We start from the raw sequence: 23,523 nt of genomic DNA, 5'->3' as shown, positions 1-23,523 counted from the left end.
GTTGATATGTAATTTTTTGATTATTCAAACTCAAAGTAAAAGTCTATGTTTTCCTTCATCAATATGTCGATGGGCATGTATTTCACTGCAGTGACCGGTCTTTTAAATATCACGTGGTCGCATAAAGTCTTCACGCCACAATAGCCTTGCAGGCCTGGGCGTTGACCGATGAGAAAGGTTACTTCACCGGTTTTCAGGAACTCTGTATTTTTGTGTAAAAGGTCATATCCCACAAGTCCTGCCAACTTCTGCCCCTTTTCGTGTAGATAACTTGCCACCTGATAAATACGGGAGTTAAAAACAGCTCCCAGTACGGCTTGGGGATGTTCTTTAAAAAAAGCATCCAACATTCGTCTGTTGCCGTCAGTATCTTCCTTGCGCAACACAATGTCATGGATAGTCAAATCCTTATGTTCCTCGGAAAGGTATTGCATGAACCCCTCGAGGCGGCGTTGCATCTGGATTTCTGCCGGATTGTTTTTCTGATTGTTCAGGAATAACACAAGCTCCTGCCCTTTTTCATAGCTACGCATCAGAATCTTGGCAGCAATGTATCCGCTGGTTTTGGAATCTTGTCCGATATAACACAAGGCATGCGTCTGTTCAATATTGAAGTCTATGAATGCATAGGGAATATCCGCTTCCTCCAAATAAGTAGTGAGTTCTATAGTCTCCTCTCGGAAATTCGGGGCAACAAGTACGGCGTCGGCATTTTCCTCCCGGAGCACAGCACATGCTTCTTTATAGGAGGATTTGTCCGCATGCCGATAGTAGAGATAGCTAACTCCAACATTGAACGGCCGTAATTCTTGTGCGGCACGGTCAATTCCCGCTGCTACAGCATGCCAATAATCATGTTCTATATAATAAGGTATAATGCAGACAATATGATAGCGCTTTTTAGCCGCCAGCCCGATGGCAAACATATTGGGATGATAATCTATCTCGTCGAGTACTTTCTGGACTTTTTCTCTACTGGAAACGGATACGTCTCCGCGGTTGTGCAGTACGCGGTCTACAGTGCCGGCAGAGACGCCGGCCATGCGTGCGATGTCTTTAATGGTATAGTTCTTGTTTTCCATCTTGAGGTATGCTGCCTAAGGCGGTAAAGGTGAGACATCTGAAGCTTAAATATTATAAATATTCGCCGCAAAGATACGAATTATTTTGTTCCTCCAAGTAAAATTTCTACTTTTGTGTTCGATAACGGTTAATAAAACTAAAAATAGATATATCACCTATTAGCTTTACAATCAATACTATATAGGTATAATAGACGAAAAGTAATATTTTTATACACTTAAAACACAAGAAGATGAAGAACTTTATGGACGGGAACTTCCTGCTGCAAACGGAAACAGCACAGAGGTTGTACCACGAGCATGCGGCGAAGATGCCGATTATCGACTATCACTGTCACCTGATTCCCCAAATGGTGGCAGAAGATTACCAGTTTAAGTCGTTGACTGAGATTTGGTTGGGAGGTGACCACTACAAGTGGCGTGCGATGCGTACCAATGGTGTGGACGAACGTTTCTGTACCGGTAAGGATACTACAGATTGGGAAAAGTTTGAGAAGTGGGCCGAAACGGTACCTTATACTTTCCGTAATCCGTTGTACCACTGGACCCACCTTGAATTGAAGACCGCTTTTGGAATCGATAAAATTCTGAATCCTCATACGGCCCGTGAAATTTATGATGAATGTAATGAGAAGCTGAAACAGCCTGGATATTCCGCCCGTGGCATGATGCGCCGTTATCATGTGGAAGTGGTTTGTACTACAGATGATCCTATTGATTCCTTGGAATACCATATCAAGACACGTGAGAGCGGCTTTGAAATCAAGATGTTGCCTACTTGGCGTCCGGATAAGGCAATGGCGGTGGAAATTCCTGCCGATTTTCGCGCATATATAGAAAAGTTAGCCGAAGTGAGCGATGTGGCTATTTCCAGCTTTGACGATATGGTTGCTGCCTTGCGTAAGCGTCACGATTTTTTCGCGGAACAAGGATGTAAACTGTCTGACCACGGAATTGAAGAATTCTATGCCGAGGATTACACGGAAGCTGAAATCAAGGCCATCTTTAATAAGGTATATGGCGGTGCAGAACTGACGAAGGAGGAAATCCTGAAGTTCAAGTCAGCCATGCTGGTTATATTTGGCGAAATGGATTGGGAGAAAGGTTGGACACAACAGTTCCATTATGGTGCTATTCGCAACAACAATAGTAAGATGTTCAAACTGTTAGGTCCTGATACCGGTTTTGATTCCATTGGCGAATTTACTACAGCAAAAGCTATGGCTAAATTTCTCGATCGCTTAAACTCCAATGGTAAGCTGACCAAGACTATTCTTTATAATTTGAATCCATGCGCCAACGAAGTCATTGCTACTATGCTGGGCAACTTCCAGGATGGTACGGTTGCCGGTAAGATTCAATTCGGTTCCGGTTGGTGGTTCCTTGACCAGAAGGATGGTATGGAAAAACAGATGAATGCCCTTTCTGTACTGGGCTTATTGAGTCGATTTGTTGGTATGCTGACCGATTCCCGTTCTTTCCTCTCCTATCCGCGTCATGAATATTTCCGCCGTACATTGTGTAATCTTGTAGGCCGTGATGTAGAAAATGGTGAAATTCCTATTTCCGAGATGGAACGCGTAAACCAGATGATTGAAGATATCAGCTATTATAACGCTAAGAATTTCTTCCAATTCTAAAAAGCAATAGTAAGCTATAAGTTATGCAGTTTCACCCATAACTTATAGCTTATCTAATATTCCTTTGATACTATCCAATCGTATAAAATTGGGATGTCGTATTTCCCCTTCATGTTGCTCGTATGCCCAAGTCACGTGGTATGGTATATGGGCAGCGTATCCCCCAAGTTCCAATACCGGAAGTATGTCTGATTTTACAGAATTACCTACCATCAGGAGTTTTTCAGGCGGACAGCCCAATGTATCAATCAGCCTCTGGTAATCATCGATTTTCTTGTCACTCATAATTTCGATATGATGGAAATATTCTCGCAGTCCGGAAGCTTCTATTTTTCTTTTCTGGTCGAACAAGTCCCCCTTAGTGGCCAACACCAATTTATATTTCCCATGAAGTGACGATATAGTCTCCTTTACGCCTTCCAGCAGTGTGACCGGTTTCTGCAGAAGCTCTTGTCCCCATCCTATTACTTCTTCTATAAGACGTATACTCCCGTTTCCGTCTGTCACTTTGCAGATGGTTTCAGTCATACTGAGCATTATGCTCTTCAGCCCATAGCCATACATATGGAGATTCTTCATTTCTGTTTCAAAAAACCTTTGTGATATGGATGAAGCAGGTAGATATTGTCTTAAAAGGTTACAGAATTTGTGCTCGAACTCCTGAATATAAAGTTCGCTTTCCCACAGTGTGTCATCAGCATCAAAAGCTATGAATTCGATTTTATCTTTCATGAATGGTCGTTTTTATAAAAGCGCCCAAAGATACGGAGTATTCTATATAAATGAAAATATAAATAGTGATAAATGGGAAGTTAATATCTTGTCTGCAACTTATTAATATTGTGTTTGCAGAAAATTAATATCTTGCAAACACGATATTAATTCCGTATTTTTGCACTTATTTTTTCATTTAATACATAAATTTTAATCGTACAAAAGGATGATGACATCACCCCAACCCGCTTCCAAAGGCTTCAGCAGAGCTTTTTGGGTAAGCAGTACAGTAGAACTGTTCGAACGCATGGCATATTATGCTGTATTTATAGTTCTTACCATTTATCTTTCCAATATTTTAGGTTTCAATGATTTTGAGTCAAGCATGATTTCCGGTCTGTTTTCGGGAGGGCTCTATTTGTTGCCCATCTTTACGGGCGCATATGCCGATAAGATAGGTTTCCGAAAGTCGATGATTATTGCTTTTTCACTGCTTTCCATCGGGTATTTGGGCTTGGGATTGCTTCCCACCCTACTGGAAGCAGCCGGTCTGGTGGAGTATGGTGAGACAACCCGTTTTTCCGGATTGCCGGATAGTAATGACCGTTGGATGATTATCCCCGTATTGTTTGTTATCATGGTAGGAGGCTCGTTCATCAAGTCTATCATATCGGGATCGGTGGCTAAGGAAACAACAGAGGCTACCCGTGCTCGCGGCTATTCCATCTTCTATATGATGGTGAATATAGGAGCTTTTACCGGAAAAACGGTGGTCGATCCTCTACGGAATGTTATCGGTGAGCAGGCTTATATTTATATTAATTACTTCTCGGCTGCCATGACGGTGCTTGCATTATTGGCTGTCGTCTTATTGTATAAATCGGCACATACAGCAGGTGAGGGGAAAAGCATGCGTGAAATTGGGCAAGGTTTTCTGCGTATTATCACTAATTGGCGTTTGTTGATTCTTATCCTCATCGTAACCGGCTTTTGGATGGTGCAGCAACAGCTCTATGCAACTATGCCCAAATATGTCATCCGTATGGCGGGTGAAACAGCCAAACCGGGGTGGATAGCCAATGTAAACCCGTTTGTAGTGGTTTGCTGCGTAAGTTTTATCACCCGGTGGATGGCAAAGCGCACAGCTATTACTTCTATGAATATAGGCATGTTTCTTATTCCGGTATCGGCATTGCTGATGGCATGCGGTAATTTGCTGGGCAACGATATTATTTCCGGCATGAGCAATATTACTTTAATGATGGTGCTTGGTATTGTTGTGCAAGCTTTGGCAGAATGTTTTATCTCACCGCGTTATCTGGAGTACTTTTCTTTGCAGGCCCCCAAAGGTGAAGAAGGTATGTACCTCGGTTTCAGTCATCTTCATTCATTCCTCTCTTCTATTTTCGGGTTTGGTATTGCGGGGGTGCTTCTGACAAAATATTGTCCTGATCCAGTCTTGTTTGAAACCCGCGAAGCGTGGGAAGCAGCCAGTGTCAATGCACATTATATCTGGTATTATTTCGCTGCTATAGGATTGGTTGCAGCAATAGCATTATTCGTTTTTGCCAAAACTACCGAATTCATCGACAAAAAGAAGAAGGCATAAGGTTTATATATTGCATACTTTTTGTATATTTGCCGTCACTTTTTTTTAAAGCGACGGCTTTTTTGTAATTAAGGAGATTAGGATGAAAGTAAAATTTATAAGCCTTGCCAGTGGAAGCAGCGGCAACTGTTATTATATAGGCACAGAAAAATATGGAATACTCATCGACGCCGGCATTGCAGTACGGACGATAAAAAAAGGACTGAAAGAAGCAGGTATCAGCATGGAAATGATACGTGCGGTATTTGTTACGCATGATCATGCGGACCATATCAAAGCAGTAGGCGGATTGGGTGAAAAACTGAATATTCCTATTTATACAACCGCCCGGATTCATGAGGGCATCAACCGGAGCTATTGCATGACAGAAAAGTTATATTCGTCTGTCCGTTACCTGGAAAAGCAGCAACCCATGCAGTTGGAAGATTTTCATATCGAATCTTTCGAGGTACCTCATGATGGCACGGACAATGTGGGCTATTGCATTGAGATAGACGGAAAAGTGTTTGCTTTTCTTACAGACCTTGGTGAAATTACTCCTACGGCCGCAGAATATATCAGAAAGGCCAATTATCTGATATTGGAAGCCAACTACGATGAGGAAATGTTACGCATGGGTACCTACCCCCAATACCTGAAAGAACGGATTACCAGCCGCACCGGACACATGAGTAATATTGCTACTGCTGAATTTCTTTCGGAAAATATGACGGAACATTTACAGTATATTTGGCTTTGCCATTTGAGCAAGGACAACAATCATCCTGAATTGGCATATAAAACAGTGGAATGGAAATTAAGGGAAAAAGGAATTATCGTAGGAAAGGATGTACAGTTGTGTGCTTTGAAGCGTACTACTCCTTCTGATTTATACGAGTTTGAATAAAAAATCCCATTTCATCGCAAAAAATACCCCGTTTTGTTTGCACGAATAAAATAAAAGGACTACTTTTGCACCCGCAAACAAGAAATAAGGAATGCACTCTTAGCTCAGTTGGTAGAGCAACTGACTCTTAATCAGTGGGTCCAGGGTTCGAATCCCTGAGGGTGTACTTAAAAAGGAACAATATTGTTCCTTTTTTTATTTGTCTTAACAAGAACAAGCTTTGATGGGTGTAAGCTCCTTATACGGGATCGCTAGTAAATCTATATGGGGATGATACATTATTTTTCGTTAGTCCGCATAATAAATTTTTCAGAAGTTTGTTTTTTTATACCTTTGCCCTCACCCGCTTGCCGCCTCTTTCGTCACATTTGAAAATATATGTCAGAAATGAAAGTAGGAAGAAAACTTTTATTTCCTCCCACTCATATATCTATATTTATTATTTGGGGAAGAATCACATAATCCGCTAAGAATATGGTTTCTACATGCTTGCATCAATTGCGTTGATATACAACTCACTTTATGTAAAGGTACGATTTTTACGGAACATGCAAAACACCTTTGATCTTTCTTTTCAGCAACCGTCAAAAACAAATTCCCGGTTTCATATCCGGTCACAAAGGTGGTACAGCCTCTTTACTATTAAGTTAAAAAAATCAGGCAGGATTGAAACATACTGTTACGGTCGTGTCTGCTGCGATTCAAGATAGCCCGTACTTTCCGACAGGAGGCAAGGTCAGGGGGCAAGATAACGTGTACAGCAGAAACGACCGATCCGATGGGAACAGTCAGAAAAGGATCACATACAGGAATTACAGCCTGGTACCAGGCAGGGGACGACTTTGTGACAAAGTCCCAAAAGAGGTTCTTTTTTCCAGACGGCAAACTCCCTCACCTCAAAGAAACAGTCTATGGCTGGCGCACGAAACGTCCAGCCTTATGCGGACTTAACACCCGCAGCCTGCACATGTGCGTAATAGAAAGGGAAATATAATCTTCATCCGCTTCCCCGCGTCTTGCCTACACCCTTGTATTCCCGGTTCAACCCCTGCTTGATCTCGCTCCTCTTGTACAAGACCTTGCCGCCGAGAATGTAGTAAGGCAGCGTGCCGTTGCTCCGGTACTCGCCCAGTGTCCTGCGGATGACTTTTAACATACACGCCACCTCCTTGTCGCACAGGTACACGTCTTCTTTTAGCGGAATCCCGCCATCTCTGGAGATGCCGTCAATCATCACCGACAGCCGGTCGATACGCTCCACGTCTTCCGGCAGGTAATAGGTACGGTTGCCTATCTTGGTATAGGCGAGCGTGCCGTTATTCCGCAAGGTGCGCTTGCTGATTTTCAGCTTCATGCAGACATCCTGGTGGTCGAGCCAGCCGCCCGTCCCCTTCACGCCTTTCAGATTCAGATGGGGAATTTCCTCCACCCTCTGTATGAACTGTTCGATCTTCATGGCAAATTCCTCGAACGCCTTCCTTTCAAAACATACGATTTCCATCACATTCCGATTTTATATTGATACTCCAAATTCATACCATCCGGAGAAACGGTCGCTTGTGGTGCCGGTATCACCATATCAGGCAGTTCCGCACCGTTCCCAATTGTTGCCCCGTTGCAAATAAAGGCAGGAAAAATCGTATTACAATGGACCTGTCCGCACATGTCATCTCCTGACATAATGTTTCATGTCGGATGATATGACTACATGTCAAAATCTTCATTCCGGAGGATGTAACGGGGGCAGATGATTTTTCAGAAGGACACGACCCCCCGTTTCTTTGAGGCAAAGGTAGTCGTCCCCCACCGGAGCGCAAGGCCGGGCCCTTCGGGTCGGCGGGGAAAAAATCATCCTCACGCTTCGCGCTTCGGTATTTTTTCCTGCCGAGCCTTGATGCCGTTCCGGCGGGAGAACGGCTGTAAGGCATACAAAGAAACAGGAGTGCCTGCACAACAGGCCGGATGTATAACCAATAAAATGAAAGAAATATGGCAGCTAAAGACGTGAAAGACTTCAACGAATGGTTCAACCGTTCATACGCGAGACTGAAGGAGAGAATCTCCATCTACCACGGGAAAACAGACGAGGACGTGTTCCACGACGCTTACCTGGCAGTCAGGAAGCAGGTGATGTTCTCAAGGGAAGGGATAGAAAACTGGGAATCCTATTTTTTCGGCTGTTACCGGAAAATGGTGCAGGCCGGAATGAGGGATAACAGCCGCTACTCCTGCCCCGGTGACGGGTATTTCATCACGCCGGGAGAAACGGATGACAGGGAAGAGACGGAGGAATGGGAAGAGATGCTTACCGGATGCGACATGCTGGTGAGGGACATCCAGAAGTTCCTCAGGCGGCATTTCTCCTACGAGGATTACAGGATGTTCATGCTGCGCTTCTACGAGACGAGCAGCTCGTTCCGTACTATCGCCAGGCACATGGGCGAGAAAACATCGGTGATAACCCGCTGGGCACAGGTCATGCTGGAATCCGTCCGCGCCAACCGGACGTTCACAGCCCGAAGGAGATTGATAGCCGCCAGAGACGCGGCATGATGATAACTCTATAATTAATAATAAACTAAAATTGGATCGTATGAAACTGACAGTTTACAACAAGAGCAACTCCCACCCGGCACTGACCTACAAGGGCAAGCGGGTGATCACGGTATGCCGCGACGGCAGCATGTACCTCAGCAGGATATTGAGCAACGAGCTCAGCCCCTTATAACAAACTAACCAACCAACATTACAACAAGCCAAACTGCCTTATAACTAACCATGCAGACAACCGTACAAGGGCTATCCGGCGGTGGCAGTGGCATACTGACCGGACAGACCTTTTTATGGAGGAACTGTCCGTCACAAAGGCAGCCTGTACGAATAGCATACCCCAATTCTGGAATAACATAATAAAATATGTCCCCCCGCCAGAGGGATTACAGCATCCATGAGCGCATCTTTCCGACCTTCCGGCAGTGGTACCTTCCATCACCTGATTTATCCGACAGACCAGGATTCCATACATTCGGTAACGGTCGGAAGCGACCGGTAACATGACCACCGTTCCACTATCGGAAAGCCGGTAACAACCGTTCCATTCCCATACTTGAAACCACTATTCCTTCCGCCCATTCTCATGTCTGCCCGTTCAACACCGGCAGAACATGGAAAGCGTCGCCATATACAAAGCATTCCAAGAAGCAATACGACGCATAATTGCCAACCTGCATCCAATCTGTTGTGATTTAATACAATGCATACTTTCTTTGCAAGTGACAAAAGGTCATGTAAACATACGATGACCACAGTATTAATTGTTCAAACATTAGTAAGGATGAAAAAAAAGCAAAATTTCAGTGACGAGGAACTGATGCAGGTGATGGGACTGGATCTGCCTTCATCAAAGTCTGGTACAGAAACACATGGGGAAACAGTTTCAGAAACAATGGCTCCCATTTTTGATGAGCCTGAAAGCATGGAACAACCTGCCCCCGTTCCGGAAACGGAACGCGGACAGCCGGAAGAGCCTTCTTCCATTACGGGGCAGACACCGGAGCCAACCGCCCGGCGCAGGACAAGCGGCAAACAACGCAAACTTTCGCTGGAGGAGTACCGGAACACCTTCATGCGGCCTTACAGGATTGAAGACCGCAAGCCGGTTTTCATCAGCCGGAAATTGCGTGACACGCTTGACCGTTTCGCCTGCAAGATCGGCGAGAACCGCATAAGCCTTTCGGGCTTATTGGAGAATATTGTCCGGCACCACGTCGAACTTTATACCGAAGATTTCGAGTTTTGGAAGCGGCTGTAAGCCTTTATTTCCATTCAATTAAAAGGCATTTTGACGGGATTTCTTTTTCGGGGGGCAAAATATAGAAACTAGCTACTCCCGAAGGCCGCCGAAGAGGTACATCCCGCCGGTCTGTAAAGTAAACAGAGTATGAATCGTATGCAAAAAATGTAACCGGATGATACAGAAGAATGATACCGACAGAAACAGGGGAGGACGCCCGGCAAAAGGGCTGTCCGAAAAACGCAAATACCGCATCACGGTAAAGATGGCAACCGGGGAATACTATGCCCTGAAGTCGAAAGCCAGAAAGGCCGGTGTCTCGGCAAGCGAGATGGTGAGGCAGGCGGTGGACGGGTGCGTGGTAAGGGAGAGGCTCACCACCGAGCAGGCGGACTTCATCCGCAAGCTCTGCGGCATGGCGAACAACCTGAACCAGCTGGCCCGGGGGGCACACAGGGAGGACGTAAGGCTGCATTCCGGACAATGCCGACACCTGCTGCTTTCGCTGGAAACCCTCATAGACCGTATCAGCCTATGATCGCGAAGATTGTAAAAGGCGCGGGAGCCAAAGGGATTGTGGATTACATCCTTGACAGGAAAAAAGGGGCCTCGCTTATCGACCACGACGGAGTTCTGGTCTCCGACAACGGCTCGATAGCACGCAGTTTCATCGCCCAGTCCCGGTTTAATCCGAAGGTGGGTAAGTTCATCGGGCATATCTCGCTCAGCTTTTCCGAGCAGGACCTGCCACACTTAACCGATGAGCTGATGGTGCGGATAAGCCGGGAATACATGATGAAAATGGGCATCTGCGATACGCAGTATATCATCGGAAGGCATCACAACAAGGAGCATCCGCACGTGCATATAGCCTTCAACCGTATCGACAATAACGGCAGGACTATCAGTGACAGGAACGACCGCTACCGCAGCGAACGCGTCTGCAAGGAGCTTACCCGCAAGTACGGGCTGTACTTCGAGGAGGGCAAGGAGCAGGTGAACACGAACCGACTGAAAGAACCAGACAGGACGAAATACGAACTGTTTTTTCTTCTTAAAACGAAAGTGGGAAGGTGCGGTGACTGGACACGCTTATCGCCAATCTGCGGAAACAAGGGATGGAAGTACGCTTCAAGTACAAGGGGTGGACGGACGGGATCCAGGGCGTGGTGTTCGGTAAGAACGGCTATTCCTTCAACGGCTCGAAGATTGACCGGCAGTTCAGTTACTCCAAGATAGCTGCAGCCTTGAACCGGAACAGTCTTCAGGAACGGCAGGCACAATCCTGCCGGCAAGGTATCAGCCCGGCTTCAGACGGTAGCGGGGAGCTCATCAGCAGTTTATTGGGACTGCTGGACCTCCCCCCCCCCCTTCATCCTGCACCGAGAATCCGGAGAAAGCCGCATTCCGCCGGCTGATGCAACGGAAGAAGAAAAAGAAGAAGAAGAAGAACAAGGGATTTAAAATTTAACAACAACCTAAAAAACAATCAAGATGAAAGAAAACACAGGAACCATCATCGCCATGCTGGAAGAACTGCTGACCATCAGCAAGAGCCGGCAGGCATCGCAAAGCGGCAGTACCAATGCCGCCAACATGGATATTGCTCCCTTCAAGACACTGATCGAGGAAGCTGGCCAGCGTACGGAGGCCGGACTGGCGAAGTTCGCCGGGAACATTACGGATTGCCTGAATGCAATCAACAACCGGATAGACGGGATTGCCCGAAGGGAACAGCCGGATTTCGGGAAAATCAGAGAACTGTTAGAGCAGGCCACCCAAAAGACGGACGAGGCAAGCATTCGGCACAATATTAACGAGACCCGGCACTCGTTTGCGCTTGAGAACAGATGGGACTGGGCGATTGTCATCGGTATCGTCCTTTTGATAGCCCTGTTAGCCTCGACGCTCTATTCCGAGAGGAGACAGGATTATGACCGCATCGACAACGACTTGAAGTACCGTTACATCAGGATGAAGGGCGAAGCATCGCCCGAAAGCATCGCCGGACTGGAAAATCTCTTCGAGCTCAACCAGGACAACGGGAAGATTAAACAGATACGCAAGGACGTGGAAACCTACGAGGAGGTACGTCTGAAAGAGCAGACTGCAAGGGAACAGGAGAATAGGGCTGACTCGATCGGAAACAAACCTTCAAAATCCCGATAAGGTTATGGCAAGCGTAAAGATCAAGTTCAGACCATCGACAACCGATGGTGGACAAGGAACATTATTCTACCGGGTGATACACAACCGCATAGCCCGTCAGCAAAAGACAGGCTACCGTCTTCACGCCGACGAATGGGACAGCAACTTGTCCGAAGTAGTGCTGCCATCGGCCGACGGGAACCGGAAAACTTACCTGTCGGAAATCAGGAACAGCGTGGCGGCAGATATACGAAGGTTCCACAAGGTCATTGACACGCTGGAAGTCAGCGGACATGCCTACTCTGCGGATGACGTAATGGCCGGTTTTACGGCGGACGAGCCGGGAAACCTTCTATTCGGATTCATGGAGAGTGTCATCGCCCGTCTGAAAGCATTGGGCAAGGCACGAACCCGGGAAACATACACTACAACGCTGAGCAGCTTCAAACGTTTCAGGAAAGGTGGTGACCTGCTTTTGGACGACATGGATTCAGACATGATGGTGGCATACGAAGCCTATCTGAAAAGGAACGGTGTCAGCCCCAACACTTCCTCATTCTATATGCGTAACCTGCGTGCTGTCTATAACCGTGCAGTGGAAAAAGGACTGGTCGAGCAGAATTTTCCCTTTAAGCACGTTTATACGGGAGTGGAGAAGACCGCCAAACGGGCCATACCCCTTATGGCAGTCAGGAAAATCAAGGAGCTGGACCTCTCATCAAGCCCGGCATTGGATTTTGCCCGTAACATGTTCCTTTTTTCATTCTATACTCGTGGCATGTCATTCGTGGACATGGCCTACCTGCGCAAGAAGGACTTGAATAACGGTATTTTGTCCTATCGACGCCGCAAGACCGGACAGCAGCTTTTCATCAAATGGGAGAAATGCATGCAGGAGATAGCGGACAAGTACAATACGGAATACTCCACCTATCTGCTACCCGTCATCAGCCCTGAAAGCGGTGTGGAAGAAAGGAAACAGTACATCAATACGGCACACAACGTCAACCGCGCCCTGAAAGTCATCGGTAAACGGCTGGAGATACCCGTACCGCTTACAATGTACGTCGCGCGGCATGCCTGGGCGAGTATAGCCCGAAGCAAGAACGTTCCACTGTCAGTAATCAGCGAGGGCATGGGACATGACTCGGAAGCTACCACGCGCATCTATCTCGCTTCATTGGATACAGCGGCGGTTGACAAGGCGAACAGCCTGATCCTGAAATCCCTGTAACATGCAGGGTTGTTGAGCGAATACAAAGTCTCTTTGTAAGAGAAATTATATCTCTTTGTAAGAGAGGTGATTGTTGATGCAAAAATAAGAATTTTATAGCAATTAGCACATTTATTTGCTTAAAAAATGCAACTGACAGTCTGTTCTGTTTGATATATAGTAACATTTGTGGAGTGAACGCTACAATTCACTGTATTCTATATCGCTGACTATCAATTGACAACGGATATACCCACCTCTCTTACAAAGAGAAGTTGATTTGAATAATATAAATATTTAATATTCATTATTGTTTTAACCCTTAAAAGATTTTTGTCATGGACAAGGAAATTTTTATTGAAAGTTACGAAGCTCCCCAGGTGGAAGTGGTAGAAGTAGAAGTAGAAAAAGGATTTGCGGTAAGTTCTGGAGGTGAAGACGGAAACTGGAATTGATAACTTTTCCGGAAATTCGGTCTGTATGTAAATTTACACGTCTATAAAAAATGAATTTAAATTAGTAAAAATGAAAATCAGATCTTTAATTAGTCTGGCTATGGCCACATTCCTGATAACGGCTTGTAGCAATGAAAATGATGAAGAATTGATTTCCACTTCCACAACAGGCATACTGAGCGCTACCGTGGAAGGAAACCATTCCAGTACACGTGCGGGGTTTGCAAGTGATGGCAAATTCTACTGGTCAAAAAAAGACCAATTAGGTGTCACTACTTCCGGAAACGCCAGCAAATTTACAGCCCTAAACTTGACAAATGGCAGTGGAACTGCAAGCGGTACTTTTGGCGGTACAATAAGCGGAACCATCGGCGATTATGCGGTATATCCATGTTATGACAACCATAGCATAAATGGTGCTACCTTGACTTATAATTTCCCTACATCCTATACATATAATAAAGTGGATGCGGATTACTTTACTACGGTTCAAGGTGAAGGCAACAGCTTCAATCCGGCCATGTGGGGAAAAATTGTAAACGGTGCTGTGCAAATGAAACACTTGGGCGGTGTGTTCTGCATCAAAGTGCCTAAGATGCCTATAAAGGCAGGAACCTTGTCTCTTATTGTAGACAAGAAAATTACCGGCACTTTTGCGGTGAACTTAAATGACAATATTCCTGTCATTGCATCAACAGAGACAAGTACCAGTGAAAATAATACAGTAACTATTGAATTCAGTGGTGCTACCCAGGATCAGCCCGGTGTTTTCTATGTGCCTGTTCCTACCGGGACATACGATGTACGTATAAAAGTTACAGAAAGCCAAGGCTCTACTGAAAAAGTGAATGTTGCGGCAGGTACTTATACTATTGTCCGTTGTGACTTGAAAAAAATCGAATTGACCAACGGAAATATAGATGCTACGGTTCCTACAGAATCTAGCTCCTTGGATGATGCCGCTACGAAGTTGGCAAGTAACGATGCAGTAAGGGTCAACGGAGAAATTTCAGGTACCAGTAATACAATCAGCGTTCCTGCCGCAACTTCGGGTACCGGTAAGAGCCTTTCATTGGAGAAAGTAGCGAGCGGAGCATCCCTTACGGTTTTAGACGCGAATAGTTCAGGTTCTACAGATAATTCCGTAGACAACTTCACCTTATCAATTCCCAACAATGAAATTGCTGAGTTTGAACCGTTGGATGTAACTATAACCATGCCGAACACAACCGTTGCCCTGACCGGTAACGCGGGTGCAGCTATTTATGGTACAGTCACATCCGAAACAGCAGATAATACACTTGTCATTGGCAACGGTGTGGAAGTTAAAAAGGTGGTCGTGAAAAAAGGTAATATCCGCGTAAATAAGGGAGCGAAACTGGTAGCTATTGAGAAATCGTCAGATAATCAAGCAACGACTGTAACAGTTTATAAAGAGGATGGTGCTGAAATTCCGTCTTCGTTGGGTGAAGAATTTGTCGTTATGGATGCCGCTGTCGCCGATATGCAGAAAGTGTTTGCAGAAGGCGGTACTTACACTTTGCCACAAGACATGAATATTGTAGGAGTTGAAATGATGGTTCCTAAGGGCAAAGAGGTGACACTTGATTTGAATGGCAAGACACTAGAAGCCGCGAACGATGGTCTTATTAGAGTAGAAGGCTCTTTTATTTTGCAAGACAATGCTGGCAATGGTGTCATTAAGGCTACGAAAGATTATGTTTATCAAGTTTATTCTACCGGTATTATTTATGTGGATGGTGAGGATGCCAAAATGACGATGAAGAGTGGTAACATCTATGCAGTACGTGACAATCCGCCAAATAACGGACAGTTTGGTATCGGACTCTGGCGTGGTGCTGACCTTACGATCGAAGGTGGTAAGATTGAAGCCGGTTGGTATGCAGTTTCTGGTAACGGTCAAAATACGACACAGAATTCTGTGATCAACATCACGGGTGGAGAATTGATTTCTGCGGCAGACTATGCTGTCTATTTGCCGCAAGCCGGTACTACCACAATTTCCGGTGGAACCATCAAGGGTGCTTGTGGTGCAATAGGTATGCGTAGCGGCACATTGAATATTAATGACCAGGCTAAGCTTATTGGAGAAGGTACAGGAGATTCCGGTCAATGGGGTGACGGTACTGGAACTATGGGATATGCTGTGATTAACATTGGTACTGGCAATCAAAATACTTATGGCGATTGTACAGTCAACATTACTGGTGGCACATTCATTGCCGAAGGCAAATCGGTAGGAATTGCAAAGCGTGAAGATGGAGCAAAGCACAATATCACAGTGTCGGTTACTGGTGGCACGTTCTCCGATTTGAGCGCAATTGGCTTTATCGCTGAAAATGCGGATGTAAACATTGAACTCAACAAAGATATTGAAATCCAAAAGGCTGTAACCTTGATGAAGGCAGGAGCAATGACAACCGTCAATCTGAATGGTTATACTATTGCCAATAAGACGGATTTTAATAATGCAGGCGATTGGGAAACAGAAGGATTTGTTGTGACTGCCGGTACTCTTAATATCGAAGGAGAAGGTAATGTGGAATGTATAGCCAATACAGAAAATGATGGTTTTCGTGAGGTGATTTCGGCCTATGGTACGAGTGTCGTTAATTTGCGTGGAGGTAACTATAAGAACTACCAACAGAAAAATGGTCAGTATGATTTGATTTATGCAAGGGATAATGCAGTAGTCAATATCTACGGTGGTACTTACGAATCCGGCGGTTATAATGACAGAGGTTATTGGGTGCTGAACCTAAAAGACAATTCTGCTGCTGAAATCAATGTGTATGGTGGTTCATTTAAAAACTTTAATCCGTGTAACCACCTTTGCGAAAACCCCAATGCCAACTTTGTGGCTGAAGGCTATCAAGTGACATGTGACGGAAAGGTTGCCACGGATGCACATGATTTATTAAGTGGAGACAAGACTTATGTAGTTAGCAAAATTGCACAATAGCTGTTGAGTAATAATAAATGTCAGATATAGGAAACCGTTTCGTTCGTCAAGGCTTCGGAACGGTTTTCTTTTTTTCATAACAAATGATATTCTATCATGAAAATCAATCCAAACTTCAAGCTCCGCGAAATGGCCGGAGAAACCATCATCGTGAATCAGGGACATACGGGTGCCGACCTTACCCGCATCATCTCTCTGAACAAATCCGCGCGTCTGCTATATGAACGGCTGGCAGACAAGGATTTCACAACGGAAGATGCTGCGAAAATCCTGATGGACACTTACGGAATAGACGGACAACAGGCATTGAAGGATGCCACAGCCTGGATGGAGGCACTGAAAAAATGCAAGGTAATCGAATGAAAGAGATCACACTGTACAGACACGAGCGGATGCTCTTCGCCCTGCTCCGGGCCTCGCTGCACGAGCGGAAAACAGAAATCACACTTTTCCTGGACAGCACTGACGAGGAGTGGAAACAATGCCACCGCCTGGCCGTAAGTCAGGGAGTGATGGCGCTGGCATGGGACGGTGTGATGAGACTACCGGCGGAACTGCAACCGCCCCTTTCCGTAAAGCTGGCATGGGCAGCCGCTGTAGAAAGGTACGAGAAAAAATATCTTCACTATTGCAGGACGGCAGATGAACTTTCCCGCTTTTATGCGCAGCATGGCATATCCGCTATACAGATGAAAGGCGTGGGACTCTCCGCAATTTATCCCGTTCCATGCCACCGCGAGGGAGGCGACATAGACATTTACACCTATTCGGCGGACAAGAGCCGGATGAGCGACGGGGAGGCGAACAGGTTAGCGGACAGCCTGATACGACAGGAGAACATAGACGTGGATACGGAACATTCCCCCAAGCACAGCGTATTCTATTACAAAGGTGTTCCGGTGGAGAACCACAAGACCTTCCTGAACGTGGAGAGCTATAAGGCGGCCAGAGAGGTAGAAAAGATGCTGAAAGAACACATGAACCCGCAACCGACGGAATTGGACGGAGGCCGGATCCTTACCCCCTCGCCGCTCTTTAATATGCTGTTCGTTGCTTTCCATGCCGCCCAGCATTACGGGAGCGGTCTGGTGCTGCACCATCTCTGCGACTGGGCGTGCCTGTTGAAAAAACATGGCCTACACATACCGGCAGGCGTCACTGACCGCCGTTTCCTGCGTTTCGTGTCGGCACTGACCCTGTTGGCCGACAAGCTGCTGGAGACGGACGTACAAGTGGTGGACGTACAGGAGAATCTGGCACGGAACATATTGGAGGAGATGCTCCATCCGCGTTACGGGACAAAGGTACCGGTCAAAGGCAGAGCCGGCATTATCCTCTACAAGGCAAGGAGGATGGCACACCTCACTGCACTCAAGCGTGAGGTATTGGGTGCTTCTGTATATAAGACGATACTGCACTCGGTCATCGCGCATATCCGAGAGCCGAAAACCATATTCCAGCAAGGTACGGAGCAATGACACTGAAGAGAATCTGGCATCTGCTGCAACCCGAAGAGCGCAGGAAGGTATGGAAGATGGCAGGGACGGTGTTCTTCTCCGCACTGCTCGATTTCGTCTCCCTGGCGGCACTGCTGCCCGTACTCTATATCCTGCTGGAAGGGGGCGAAAAACGGCGGGCTGCCTTGTTGTTCTGTCTTCTGGCCATACTGGTCATCGTTGTCAAGAGCGTGCTGGCAACCGTTTTCACCCGTTACCAGGACAGGTGTCTACTCTCTTTCTACCGGAGACTGAGCTTCTCGCTGTTCTCCGCGTATTACCGCCGCGGACTGCTTTTTATCCGGGAGCGCGGCAGCAGCAGGCTGGCATACGAGACCAACGTTGTATGTTACTCCTTCAGCCACGGCCTGCTCTCCTCCATCTGCCGCATGGCGGGCGACGTGCTGCTCGTCATGCTGGTGACGGTAGCTTTACTCGTGTTCGACGGCATGTCAGTATTGCTACTGTATGTCTCGTTCCTCCCGTTCATGTGTACCTATCTCCTCGTGGTGAGGAAACGGGTCAGGAAATACGGCGAGGACGATATGCTTGCCAAGCGGGAGCAGTCGAGAACCGTCATGGATACATTCGGGGGATACATGGAATTGGAGGTGAACGGTGCTTTCCCCGTCTCTCAGACCGCCTTTCTTAAAGGTCTGGACAGGATAAGCCGCAACCGCATGAAGCTTGACACCGTGCTCGGACTGCCGCTCTTCCTTTCCGAACTGTCGGTTGTCATCGCACTTGGCCTGCTGGTGGCTTCCGGGGACGGAGACGTGAAGATGGTGGTGGGTGTTTTTGCCATTACGGCATTCCGCCTGCTTCCTGCCCTCCGCACCTTGTTGACGGGATGGACGCAGATACAGAACGCGGCATACAGCCTGAACACGATAGAGGAAGGGCTGGCAGGACCGGCAGAGGCGGTCAGCACATATTCCGAAGAAATACCGTTCGAAAAGGAGATAACCATTAGGAGGCTTGCATACACCTATCCCGATAGCGGGCCGGTGCTGGATAATTTCAACTGCCGTATCCGTAAGGGGGAGCATGTCGGCTTCCGGGGGGCCAGCGGTGCGGGAAAGTCCACACTGTTCAACTTGCTTGCAGGTCTGCTCGAACCCGATTCGGGAGAGATACGGATTGACGGGGTACTCCTGAACGGGATGACACGCGCTTCCTGGATGAGGCGGCTCGGCTACGTCCCCCAGGAGGTGTTCATCTTTAACGGTACACTGGCCGAGAATATCGCCTTGGGCTATGGGACGATTGATTACGGCAGGGTAAAGGAACTGTTGGGACAAGTCTGTCTGGGCAGGTGGGCGGAAGCGTTGCCGGATGGCATGGACACCCTGCTCGGTGAAGCGGGTGGAAGGCTCTCGGGCGGGCAGAGACAGCGTATCGGCATTGCCCGCGCACTTTACAAGCAGGCGGAGGTCCTGCTGCTGGACGAGGCGACATCGGCACTCGACAATGTGACGGAAAGGGAGGTGAACGAAACCCTCTGCCAACTGAAAGAAAGATATAAAGGACTGACGATACTTTCCATCGCCCACCGGGAAAGTTCGCTGGCTTATTGTAAACGGATTATTATCATTGGAAATGAAAATGAATAGAACTTATCAGGTTGCCGGACACCGCTTCATGTTATGGGGAGACAAACTCTGCAAGGCTGTAGAAGGAATTGCCGGATTCAGGCCTTTTGAATCCCAGGATGGCGAGGTGCTGTTCGCCTTCATGGAGGATACCGCCGTACCGGTGATGGGAAACGTGGAATATACCTTCGGATACGAGGATGTCAGGGGCTTTTTCGGACGGACGGTCAAGGGCTTCATGTTGAAGCTGGAGCCTTCCGGAGGGGATGCGCTGTATCTGTGGTGTACCGACGGGGGGAATGAGGTGCGGATATGCGGCAACCTTTCAGCACGTCTGTACCGCTTCGCCTTGTGGGTGGGCTATGGACTGATGACGCTTCCGTACGGCACCATAGCCGTCCACAGCAGTTGCATCGTTTACCGGGACAGGGCGGTATTGTTTCTCGGTGAGAGCGGAACGGGAAAAAGCACCCATACACGCCTATGGAGGGAGCATGTGGAAGGTGCTTTCCTGCTGAACGATGACAGCCCGGTGCTGCGGGTGGAAGACGACGTCGTGCGGGTCTATGGAAGCCCTTGGAGCGGGAAAACTCCCTGCTACAGGCAGGAGTGTTATAAGCTGGAAGCCTGTGTGCGTCTTTCGCAGGCTCCGTATAACCGGATAACAAGGCTGTCCGTATTGCAGGCTTACGGGGCAGTACACCCTTCCTGCCCGCCGGAATTTGCTTATGACAACGGTTTGTATGACCATGTGAGCAGATGTGTCGACAAGCTGCTCCAGGCTGTTCCGTTCTATCACCTGGCGTGCCTTCCAGACCGGGAAGCCGCACGACTTGCCTGTCGGACGATTTTCAAGGATACGATATGAGAAAGATTCCCAACGAGCTGTTCTTTTCCCGGGTGGAGGCGGAAATCGCCGGAGGACGCCCCGTCCGGTTCCGCCTGAAAGGCTGGTCGATGTTCCCGTTATTGCGTGACGGGCGGGACGAGGTGGTGCTGTACCCCTGTACGGAGGATGAACTTCAGCCTATGGACGTGGTACTTTTCAGATATAACGGAAGACACGTGCTGCACCGCATCATCAGGAGGGAAGGTACCCGGCTGTACATCCGGGGGGACGGCTCTTTTGTAGCCCGGGAGCAGTGTACGGTTGCCGATGTGGTCGGGAAGGTACGTTTCGTCATCCGGCCGTCCGGCAAGGTACTGTCCGTAAGCAGCTGGCGCTGGCGATTGCCGGGCATGCTGTGGAGCAGGATGGGGATATTCAGGAATCCGCTCTTGAGAATCCTGCGCTGTCTGGCAGGGTGACCTGACAGATGTATACATCAGGGCTGCAAGCAGGAATCGAAACCGTTTGCAGCCCGCACTTATTTCTTTTTCTTATGACAAGGGAGTGCTTGCCACACTGCCTGATGTTACATTACCACTTGAAATGTTCACATACCCGCTTTGGCCGACGGCTATAACCGTTTTCTCCATCACATAACTATTGAAATTTCATGGAACGATCGGTTAAGACGGTTACCGAACACCGTCAGGCCCTTGTCGATTTTTTCGGTGGTTATCTTTGTGTACTTTTGGGTGGTGGTTATGTTCGTGTGCCCCAATACCCGGCTCACACTCTCAATGGGGACACCCTTGCTCAAAGCCAGAGTTGCGAATCCATGACGGCTTGAATGGAATGTTTTTAGTAATCCCGCACTCCCTTATCATCTGCTTCAACGGCTTGCAGATTGACCAGTAGTCCAAATTGGGAAACACGAGCCCGTTCTCTTGGAACCTCTCGTAACGTCTGATGATCTGCATGGGAATATCCAGCAGTTTCACCTGGAAATTCACCTTCGTCTTGTGCCGCTTCGACAATATTCATTTCTCACCGTTCACTTCCGCAATGTCATCGGTGGTAAGTTCCTTCATATCCAAAAAGAGAGGGCGGTGAAACTGGCGAAGACAAACAGATCCCGGATATAAGCCAGCTTCCTGTTTGCAAACTCGTGCGTCATTACCGTCTTGATCTCATCTTCGGTCAAATATTCCCGTTCCTTGACGTTCTGGCTGACGCGGTACTGGGCAAACGGGGTTTTCTGTATCAGCCCGTTGTAATGGACCTTCGCCACGATTGTTTTCAACCACATGCAGTTTGACCACACGCTGGCGTTATGAAGTCCGGCATCAGTGGAGAGATAGATTTCATACTCCTTAATGAAGTCGGGGGTAAGCTCAAGCATGGAAATGTCATTCCGCCTATGGCATTTCTTTATGAACGTCACCAGATGGTTTCTTGGCCTTACCCGCACTTTGTATGAACTCAACGCCCAGTCTATGCCGATACGCTTCTTGAAACTCTCGTTGTCCTTGTCGAACGCGCCGAGCAGTGTCTTGTATTCCGTACCGAGTCCCTGAAAGGCGTTGCGTACCATTTCGGCCGTAATGAACGCTTCTCTATCAGAGAGGCGTTGATAATGTCTGATGATTTGGGCCTTGATGTTGTCAAGGGCGAGATTGATCTCCCGCGCTTCCCTGCTCTTCCCTTTCGCCCGGTTGCCCTTGGCGTCCCATAGCCCTTTGGCGATAGTCTGCTTGCAACTGAACTGGGCTACGGAACCGTTGATTGTCACCCGTCCCATAACTGGGACAATACCGTTTTTCTCCTTGTTGCCGTTCACGTAGAACAGCACTTTGAATGTACCGGTTACCGGGTAATGATTTGAAAACAATTCTTTTGCTTAGCAGTATATTTCTATCTTTCAAAGATTTACAAATCCATTTCTCTGAGGTAGGTAATGGATTTGTAACGTGCTATCTTCTTTATTTTACTTCAAATAGAAGTGGAGTGATTAGCTTGAGGCAAAGGTAAGCAAAAATTCGGATTGCCCAATGTTGCCTTGATAAAACAATTATGTCCATCCAAACGCTCGACATACTTTATTTATTGTCTCTAAACTTCTTGATTTCCTTATCAAAATCACTTTCCAATAAATCCATTTCACGTTTGCGATAGATAGCAAACTCTTTTTCTGCTTTTTCAATCGCTTGTTTGTGCGAAATGTTTCCCTTGCCAATCAAAACTTTCCGTTTATGAGCAATAATCTGATTATCCAAAGCCTCTATCCAGTCTTTCATCGTCATAGGATTCATCTCCAATGCTTGAAACTCTGCAAAATCCAGGAACCCGGAAACAAGCAGATTCAAGCGTTGAAGTTCAATTTCAGACAAATAGTTCTTTGCGATTTTCACATCATCTTTCGTCACATAGTTGCCTTTGAAGTTTGTCATTCCTACAAAAGGTTTTTCATTATCTACACGATTGTATATGATTTCGGCAGCAGTATTTTCATGAACGGCATAATGCAATTTGTTTTGTACGGTAGCAAAGAATATTTTGGTCATTTCATCGCGAGGATCATAGTCCGTTGCAGTAGCATAAATATCCGTAACCTGTTGATAAAAATTGCGTTCACTACTGCGAATATCCCTGATACGCTGCAACAACTCTCGAAAATAGCGATTCCCTCCCTGCTTCAACCTCTCATCATCCATGGCAAACCCTTTTTGGATATATTCGTGAAGCCGTTGAGTCACCCACCGACGGAATCGTGTAGCCACCTGTGACTGGACACGGTAGCCCAGGGCGATAATCATATCAAGATTGTAGTGATCAATATTGCGTTTTACCTGTCGATTGCCCTCTTGACGAACTAACAAGAATTTCTTGTTAGTTGCCTCTAAGGAAAGTTCGCCATCTTTATATATATTGTCTACATGCTGGCTGATATTTTGTTGGGTCGTACAATATATCTCTGCCAACTGACTCTGTGTAAGCCACAGATCCTCATCTGCAAAGCGCACCGACACACGAGTTATTTCGTTATCGTCTTGATAGAGTATTATGTTGTTTTCGTTGTTCATACC

General features: G+C 47.0%; 19 protein-coding genes, 1 tRNA gene and 3 pseudogenes. 17 read left to right on the top strand and 6 right to left on the bottom strand.

Annotated features, from left to right (window positions below; translation table 11 throughout):
• Positions 1-20: 20 nt before the first annotated feature.
• Positions 21-1,082, bottom strand: coding sequence for a substrate-binding domain-containing protein (locus tag H1A11_RS06950; protein WP_181757938.1), 1,062 nt, complete (start codon positions 1,080-1,082; stop codon positions 21-23).
• Between the two features lie 233 nt (positions 1,083-1,315).
• Here H1A11_RS06950 and uxaC point away from each other — a divergent pair, with 233 nt between their 5' ends.
• Positions 1,316-2,722 carry a glucuronate isomerase gene (gene uxaC, locus H1A11_RS06945; RefSeq protein WP_117599642.1) on the top strand — a complete coding sequence of 469 codons (1,407 nt, stop codon included), beginning with the start codon at positions 1,316-1,318 and terminating at the stop codon, positions 2,720-2,722.
• 42 nt (positions 2,723-2,764) lie between these two features.
• Here the strand turns inward: uxaC and H1A11_RS06940 are convergent, their stop codons facing one another.
• Positions 2,765-3,454, bottom strand: a complete 690-nt coding sequence (locus H1A11_RS06940) for an HAD family hydrolase (protein ID WP_117599641.1) — start codon at positions 3,452-3,454, stop codon at positions 2,765-2,767.
• A 208-nt stretch (positions 3,455-3,662) separates the two neighbouring features.
• On the opposite strand from H1A11_RS06940, the gene H1A11_RS06935 reads away from it, so the two are divergent.
• The 3 genes from H1A11_RS06935 (at position 3,663) to H1A11_RS06925 (ending at position 6,097) form a co-directional block, all read left to right on the top strand.
• A complete protein-coding gene (locus H1A11_RS06935; RefSeq protein WP_005825496.1) occupies positions 3,663-5,045 on the top strand; it encodes an MFS transporter in 1,383 nt (460 codons plus the stop codon).
• A gap of 82 nt (positions 5,046-5,127) precedes the next feature.
• Positions 5,128-5,931, top strand: a complete 804-nt coding sequence (locus H1A11_RS06930) for an MBL fold metallo-hydrolase (RefSeq protein WP_022402436.1) — start codon at positions 5,128-5,130, stop codon at positions 5,929-5,931.
• 93 nt (positions 5,932-6,024) lie between these two features.
• Positions 6,025-6,097, top strand: a tRNA-Lys gene (locus tag H1A11_RS06925).
• 831 nt (positions 6,098-6,928) lie between these two features.
• Here H1A11_RS06925 and H1A11_RS19725 read toward each other — a convergent pair.
• Positions 6,929-7,204, bottom strand: coding sequence for a helix-turn-helix domain-containing protein (locus H1A11_RS19725; protein ID WP_370528736.1), 276 nt, complete (start codon positions 7,202-7,204; stop codon positions 6,929-6,931).
• Positions 7,181-7,432, bottom strand: a pseudogene (locus H1A11_RS19070) (helix-turn-helix domain-containing protein); the annotation flags it as partial. The pseudogene H1A11_RS19070 and the gene H1A11_RS19725, both read right to left, overlap by 24 nt.
• Before the next feature lie 488 nt (positions 7,433-7,920).
• On the opposite strand from H1A11_RS19070, the gene H1A11_RS06915 reads away from it, so the two are divergent.
• The 13 genes and pseudogenes from H1A11_RS06915 to H1A11_RS06860 all read left to right on the top strand — a co-directional run bounded on the left by H1A11_RS06915 (position 7,921) and on the right by H1A11_RS06860 (position 20,919).
• Complete coding sequence (locus tag H1A11_RS06915) at positions 7,921-8,484, top strand: sigma-70 family RNA polymerase sigma factor (protein WP_117599639.1); 564 nt, start codon at positions 7,921-7,923, stop codon at positions 8,482-8,484.
• 40 nt (positions 8,485-8,524) lie between these two features.
• Entirely contained in the window at positions 8,525-8,659 is a 135-nt protein-coding gene (locus tag H1A11_RS19065) for a hypothetical protein (protein ID WP_255461548.1), read from the top strand.
• Positions 8,660-9,265: 606 nt separating this feature from the next.
• The gene (locus H1A11_RS06910) at positions 9,266-9,742 is read left to right on the top strand and encodes a DUF3408 domain-containing protein (RefSeq protein ID WP_117599638.1); all 477 of its coding nucleotides are present in this window, start codon (positions 9,266-9,268) and stop codon (positions 9,740-9,742) included.
• Positions 9,743-9,899: 157 nt separating this feature from the next.
• Positions 9,900-10,262, top strand: a complete 363-nt coding sequence (mobC, locus tag H1A11_RS06905) for a plasmid mobilization relaxosome protein MobC (RefSeq protein WP_181757937.1) — start codon at positions 9,900-9,902, stop codon at positions 10,260-10,262.
• Positions 10,259-11,195: pseudogene (locus H1A11_RS06900) on the top strand (relaxase/mobilization nuclease domain-containing protein). Before mobC ends, H1A11_RS06900 begins: the two are co-directional and overlap by 4 nt.
• Before the next feature lie 23 nt (positions 11,196-11,218).
• Positions 11,219-11,893 (top strand): hypothetical protein, encoded by a 675-nt coding sequence (locus H1A11_RS06895; protein WP_119962324.1) that lies wholly within the window; start codon positions 11,219-11,221, stop codon positions 11,891-11,893.
• Between the two features lie 4 nt (positions 11,894-11,897).
• A complete protein-coding gene (locus tag H1A11_RS06890) occupies positions 11,898-13,106 on the top strand; it encodes a site-specific integrase (protein WP_181757936.1) in 1,209 nt (402 codons plus the stop codon).
• Between the two features lie 504 nt (positions 13,107-13,610).
• The gene (locus H1A11_RS06885) at positions 13,611-16,523 is read left to right on the top strand and encodes a hypothetical protein (protein WP_181757935.1); all 2,913 of its coding nucleotides are present in this window, start codon (positions 13,611-13,613) and stop codon (positions 16,521-16,523) included.
• A gap of 96 nt (positions 16,524-16,619) precedes the next feature.
• Complete coding sequence (locus H1A11_RS06880; protein WP_119962262.1) at positions 16,620-16,886, top strand: PqqD family peptide modification chaperone; 267 nt, start codon at positions 16,620-16,622, stop codon at positions 16,884-16,886.
• Entirely contained in the window at positions 16,883-18,001 is a 1,119-nt protein-coding gene (locus H1A11_RS06875) for a nucleotidyltransferase family protein (protein ID WP_227203694.1), read from the top strand. Before H1A11_RS06880 ends, H1A11_RS06875 begins: the two co-directional genes overlap by 4 nt.
• Complete coding sequence (locus tag H1A11_RS06870; RefSeq protein WP_117964601.1) at positions 17,998-19,632, top strand: ABC transporter ATP-binding protein; 1,635 nt, start codon at positions 17,998-18,000, stop codon at positions 19,630-19,632. Before H1A11_RS06875 ends, H1A11_RS06870 begins: the two co-directional genes overlap by 4 nt.
• The gene (locus H1A11_RS06865; protein ID WP_310591552.1) at positions 19,619-20,479 is read left to right on the top strand and encodes a hypothetical protein; all 861 of its coding nucleotides are present in this window, start codon (positions 19,619-19,621) and stop codon (positions 20,477-20,479) included. The genes H1A11_RS06870 and H1A11_RS06865 overlap by 14 nt, the downstream gene beginning before the upstream one ends.
• A complete protein-coding gene (locus H1A11_RS06860) occupies positions 20,476-20,919 on the top strand; it encodes a S24/S26 family peptidase (RefSeq protein WP_181757934.1) in 444 nt (147 codons plus the stop codon). The genes H1A11_RS06865 and H1A11_RS06860 overlap by 4 nt, the downstream gene beginning before the upstream one ends.
• 170 nt (positions 20,920-21,089) lie before the next feature.
• On the opposite strand, the pseudogene H1A11_RS06855 reads toward H1A11_RS06860, so the two are convergent.
• A pseudogene (locus H1A11_RS06855) lies at positions 21,090-22,238 on the bottom strand (tyrosine-type recombinase/integrase).
• A 298-nt stretch (positions 22,239-22,536) separates the two neighbouring features.
• Complete coding sequence (locus H1A11_RS06850) at positions 22,537-23,520, bottom strand: virulence RhuM family protein (protein WP_181757933.1); 984 nt, start codon at positions 23,518-23,520, stop codon at positions 22,537-22,539.
• Positions 23,521-23,523 lie beyond the last annotated feature (3 nt).

It is taken from the genome of Bacteroides sp. CACC 737 (genome assembly GCF_013874375.1).
In the GTDB taxonomy this organism is placed as follows: domain Bacteria; phylum Bacteroidota; class Bacteroidia; order Bacteroidales; family Bacteroidaceae; genus Bacteroides; species Bacteroides uniformis.
The sequence above is the reverse complement of the archived record's forward strand: the minus strand, read 5'-3'. Positions and strand labels throughout refer to the sequence as shown.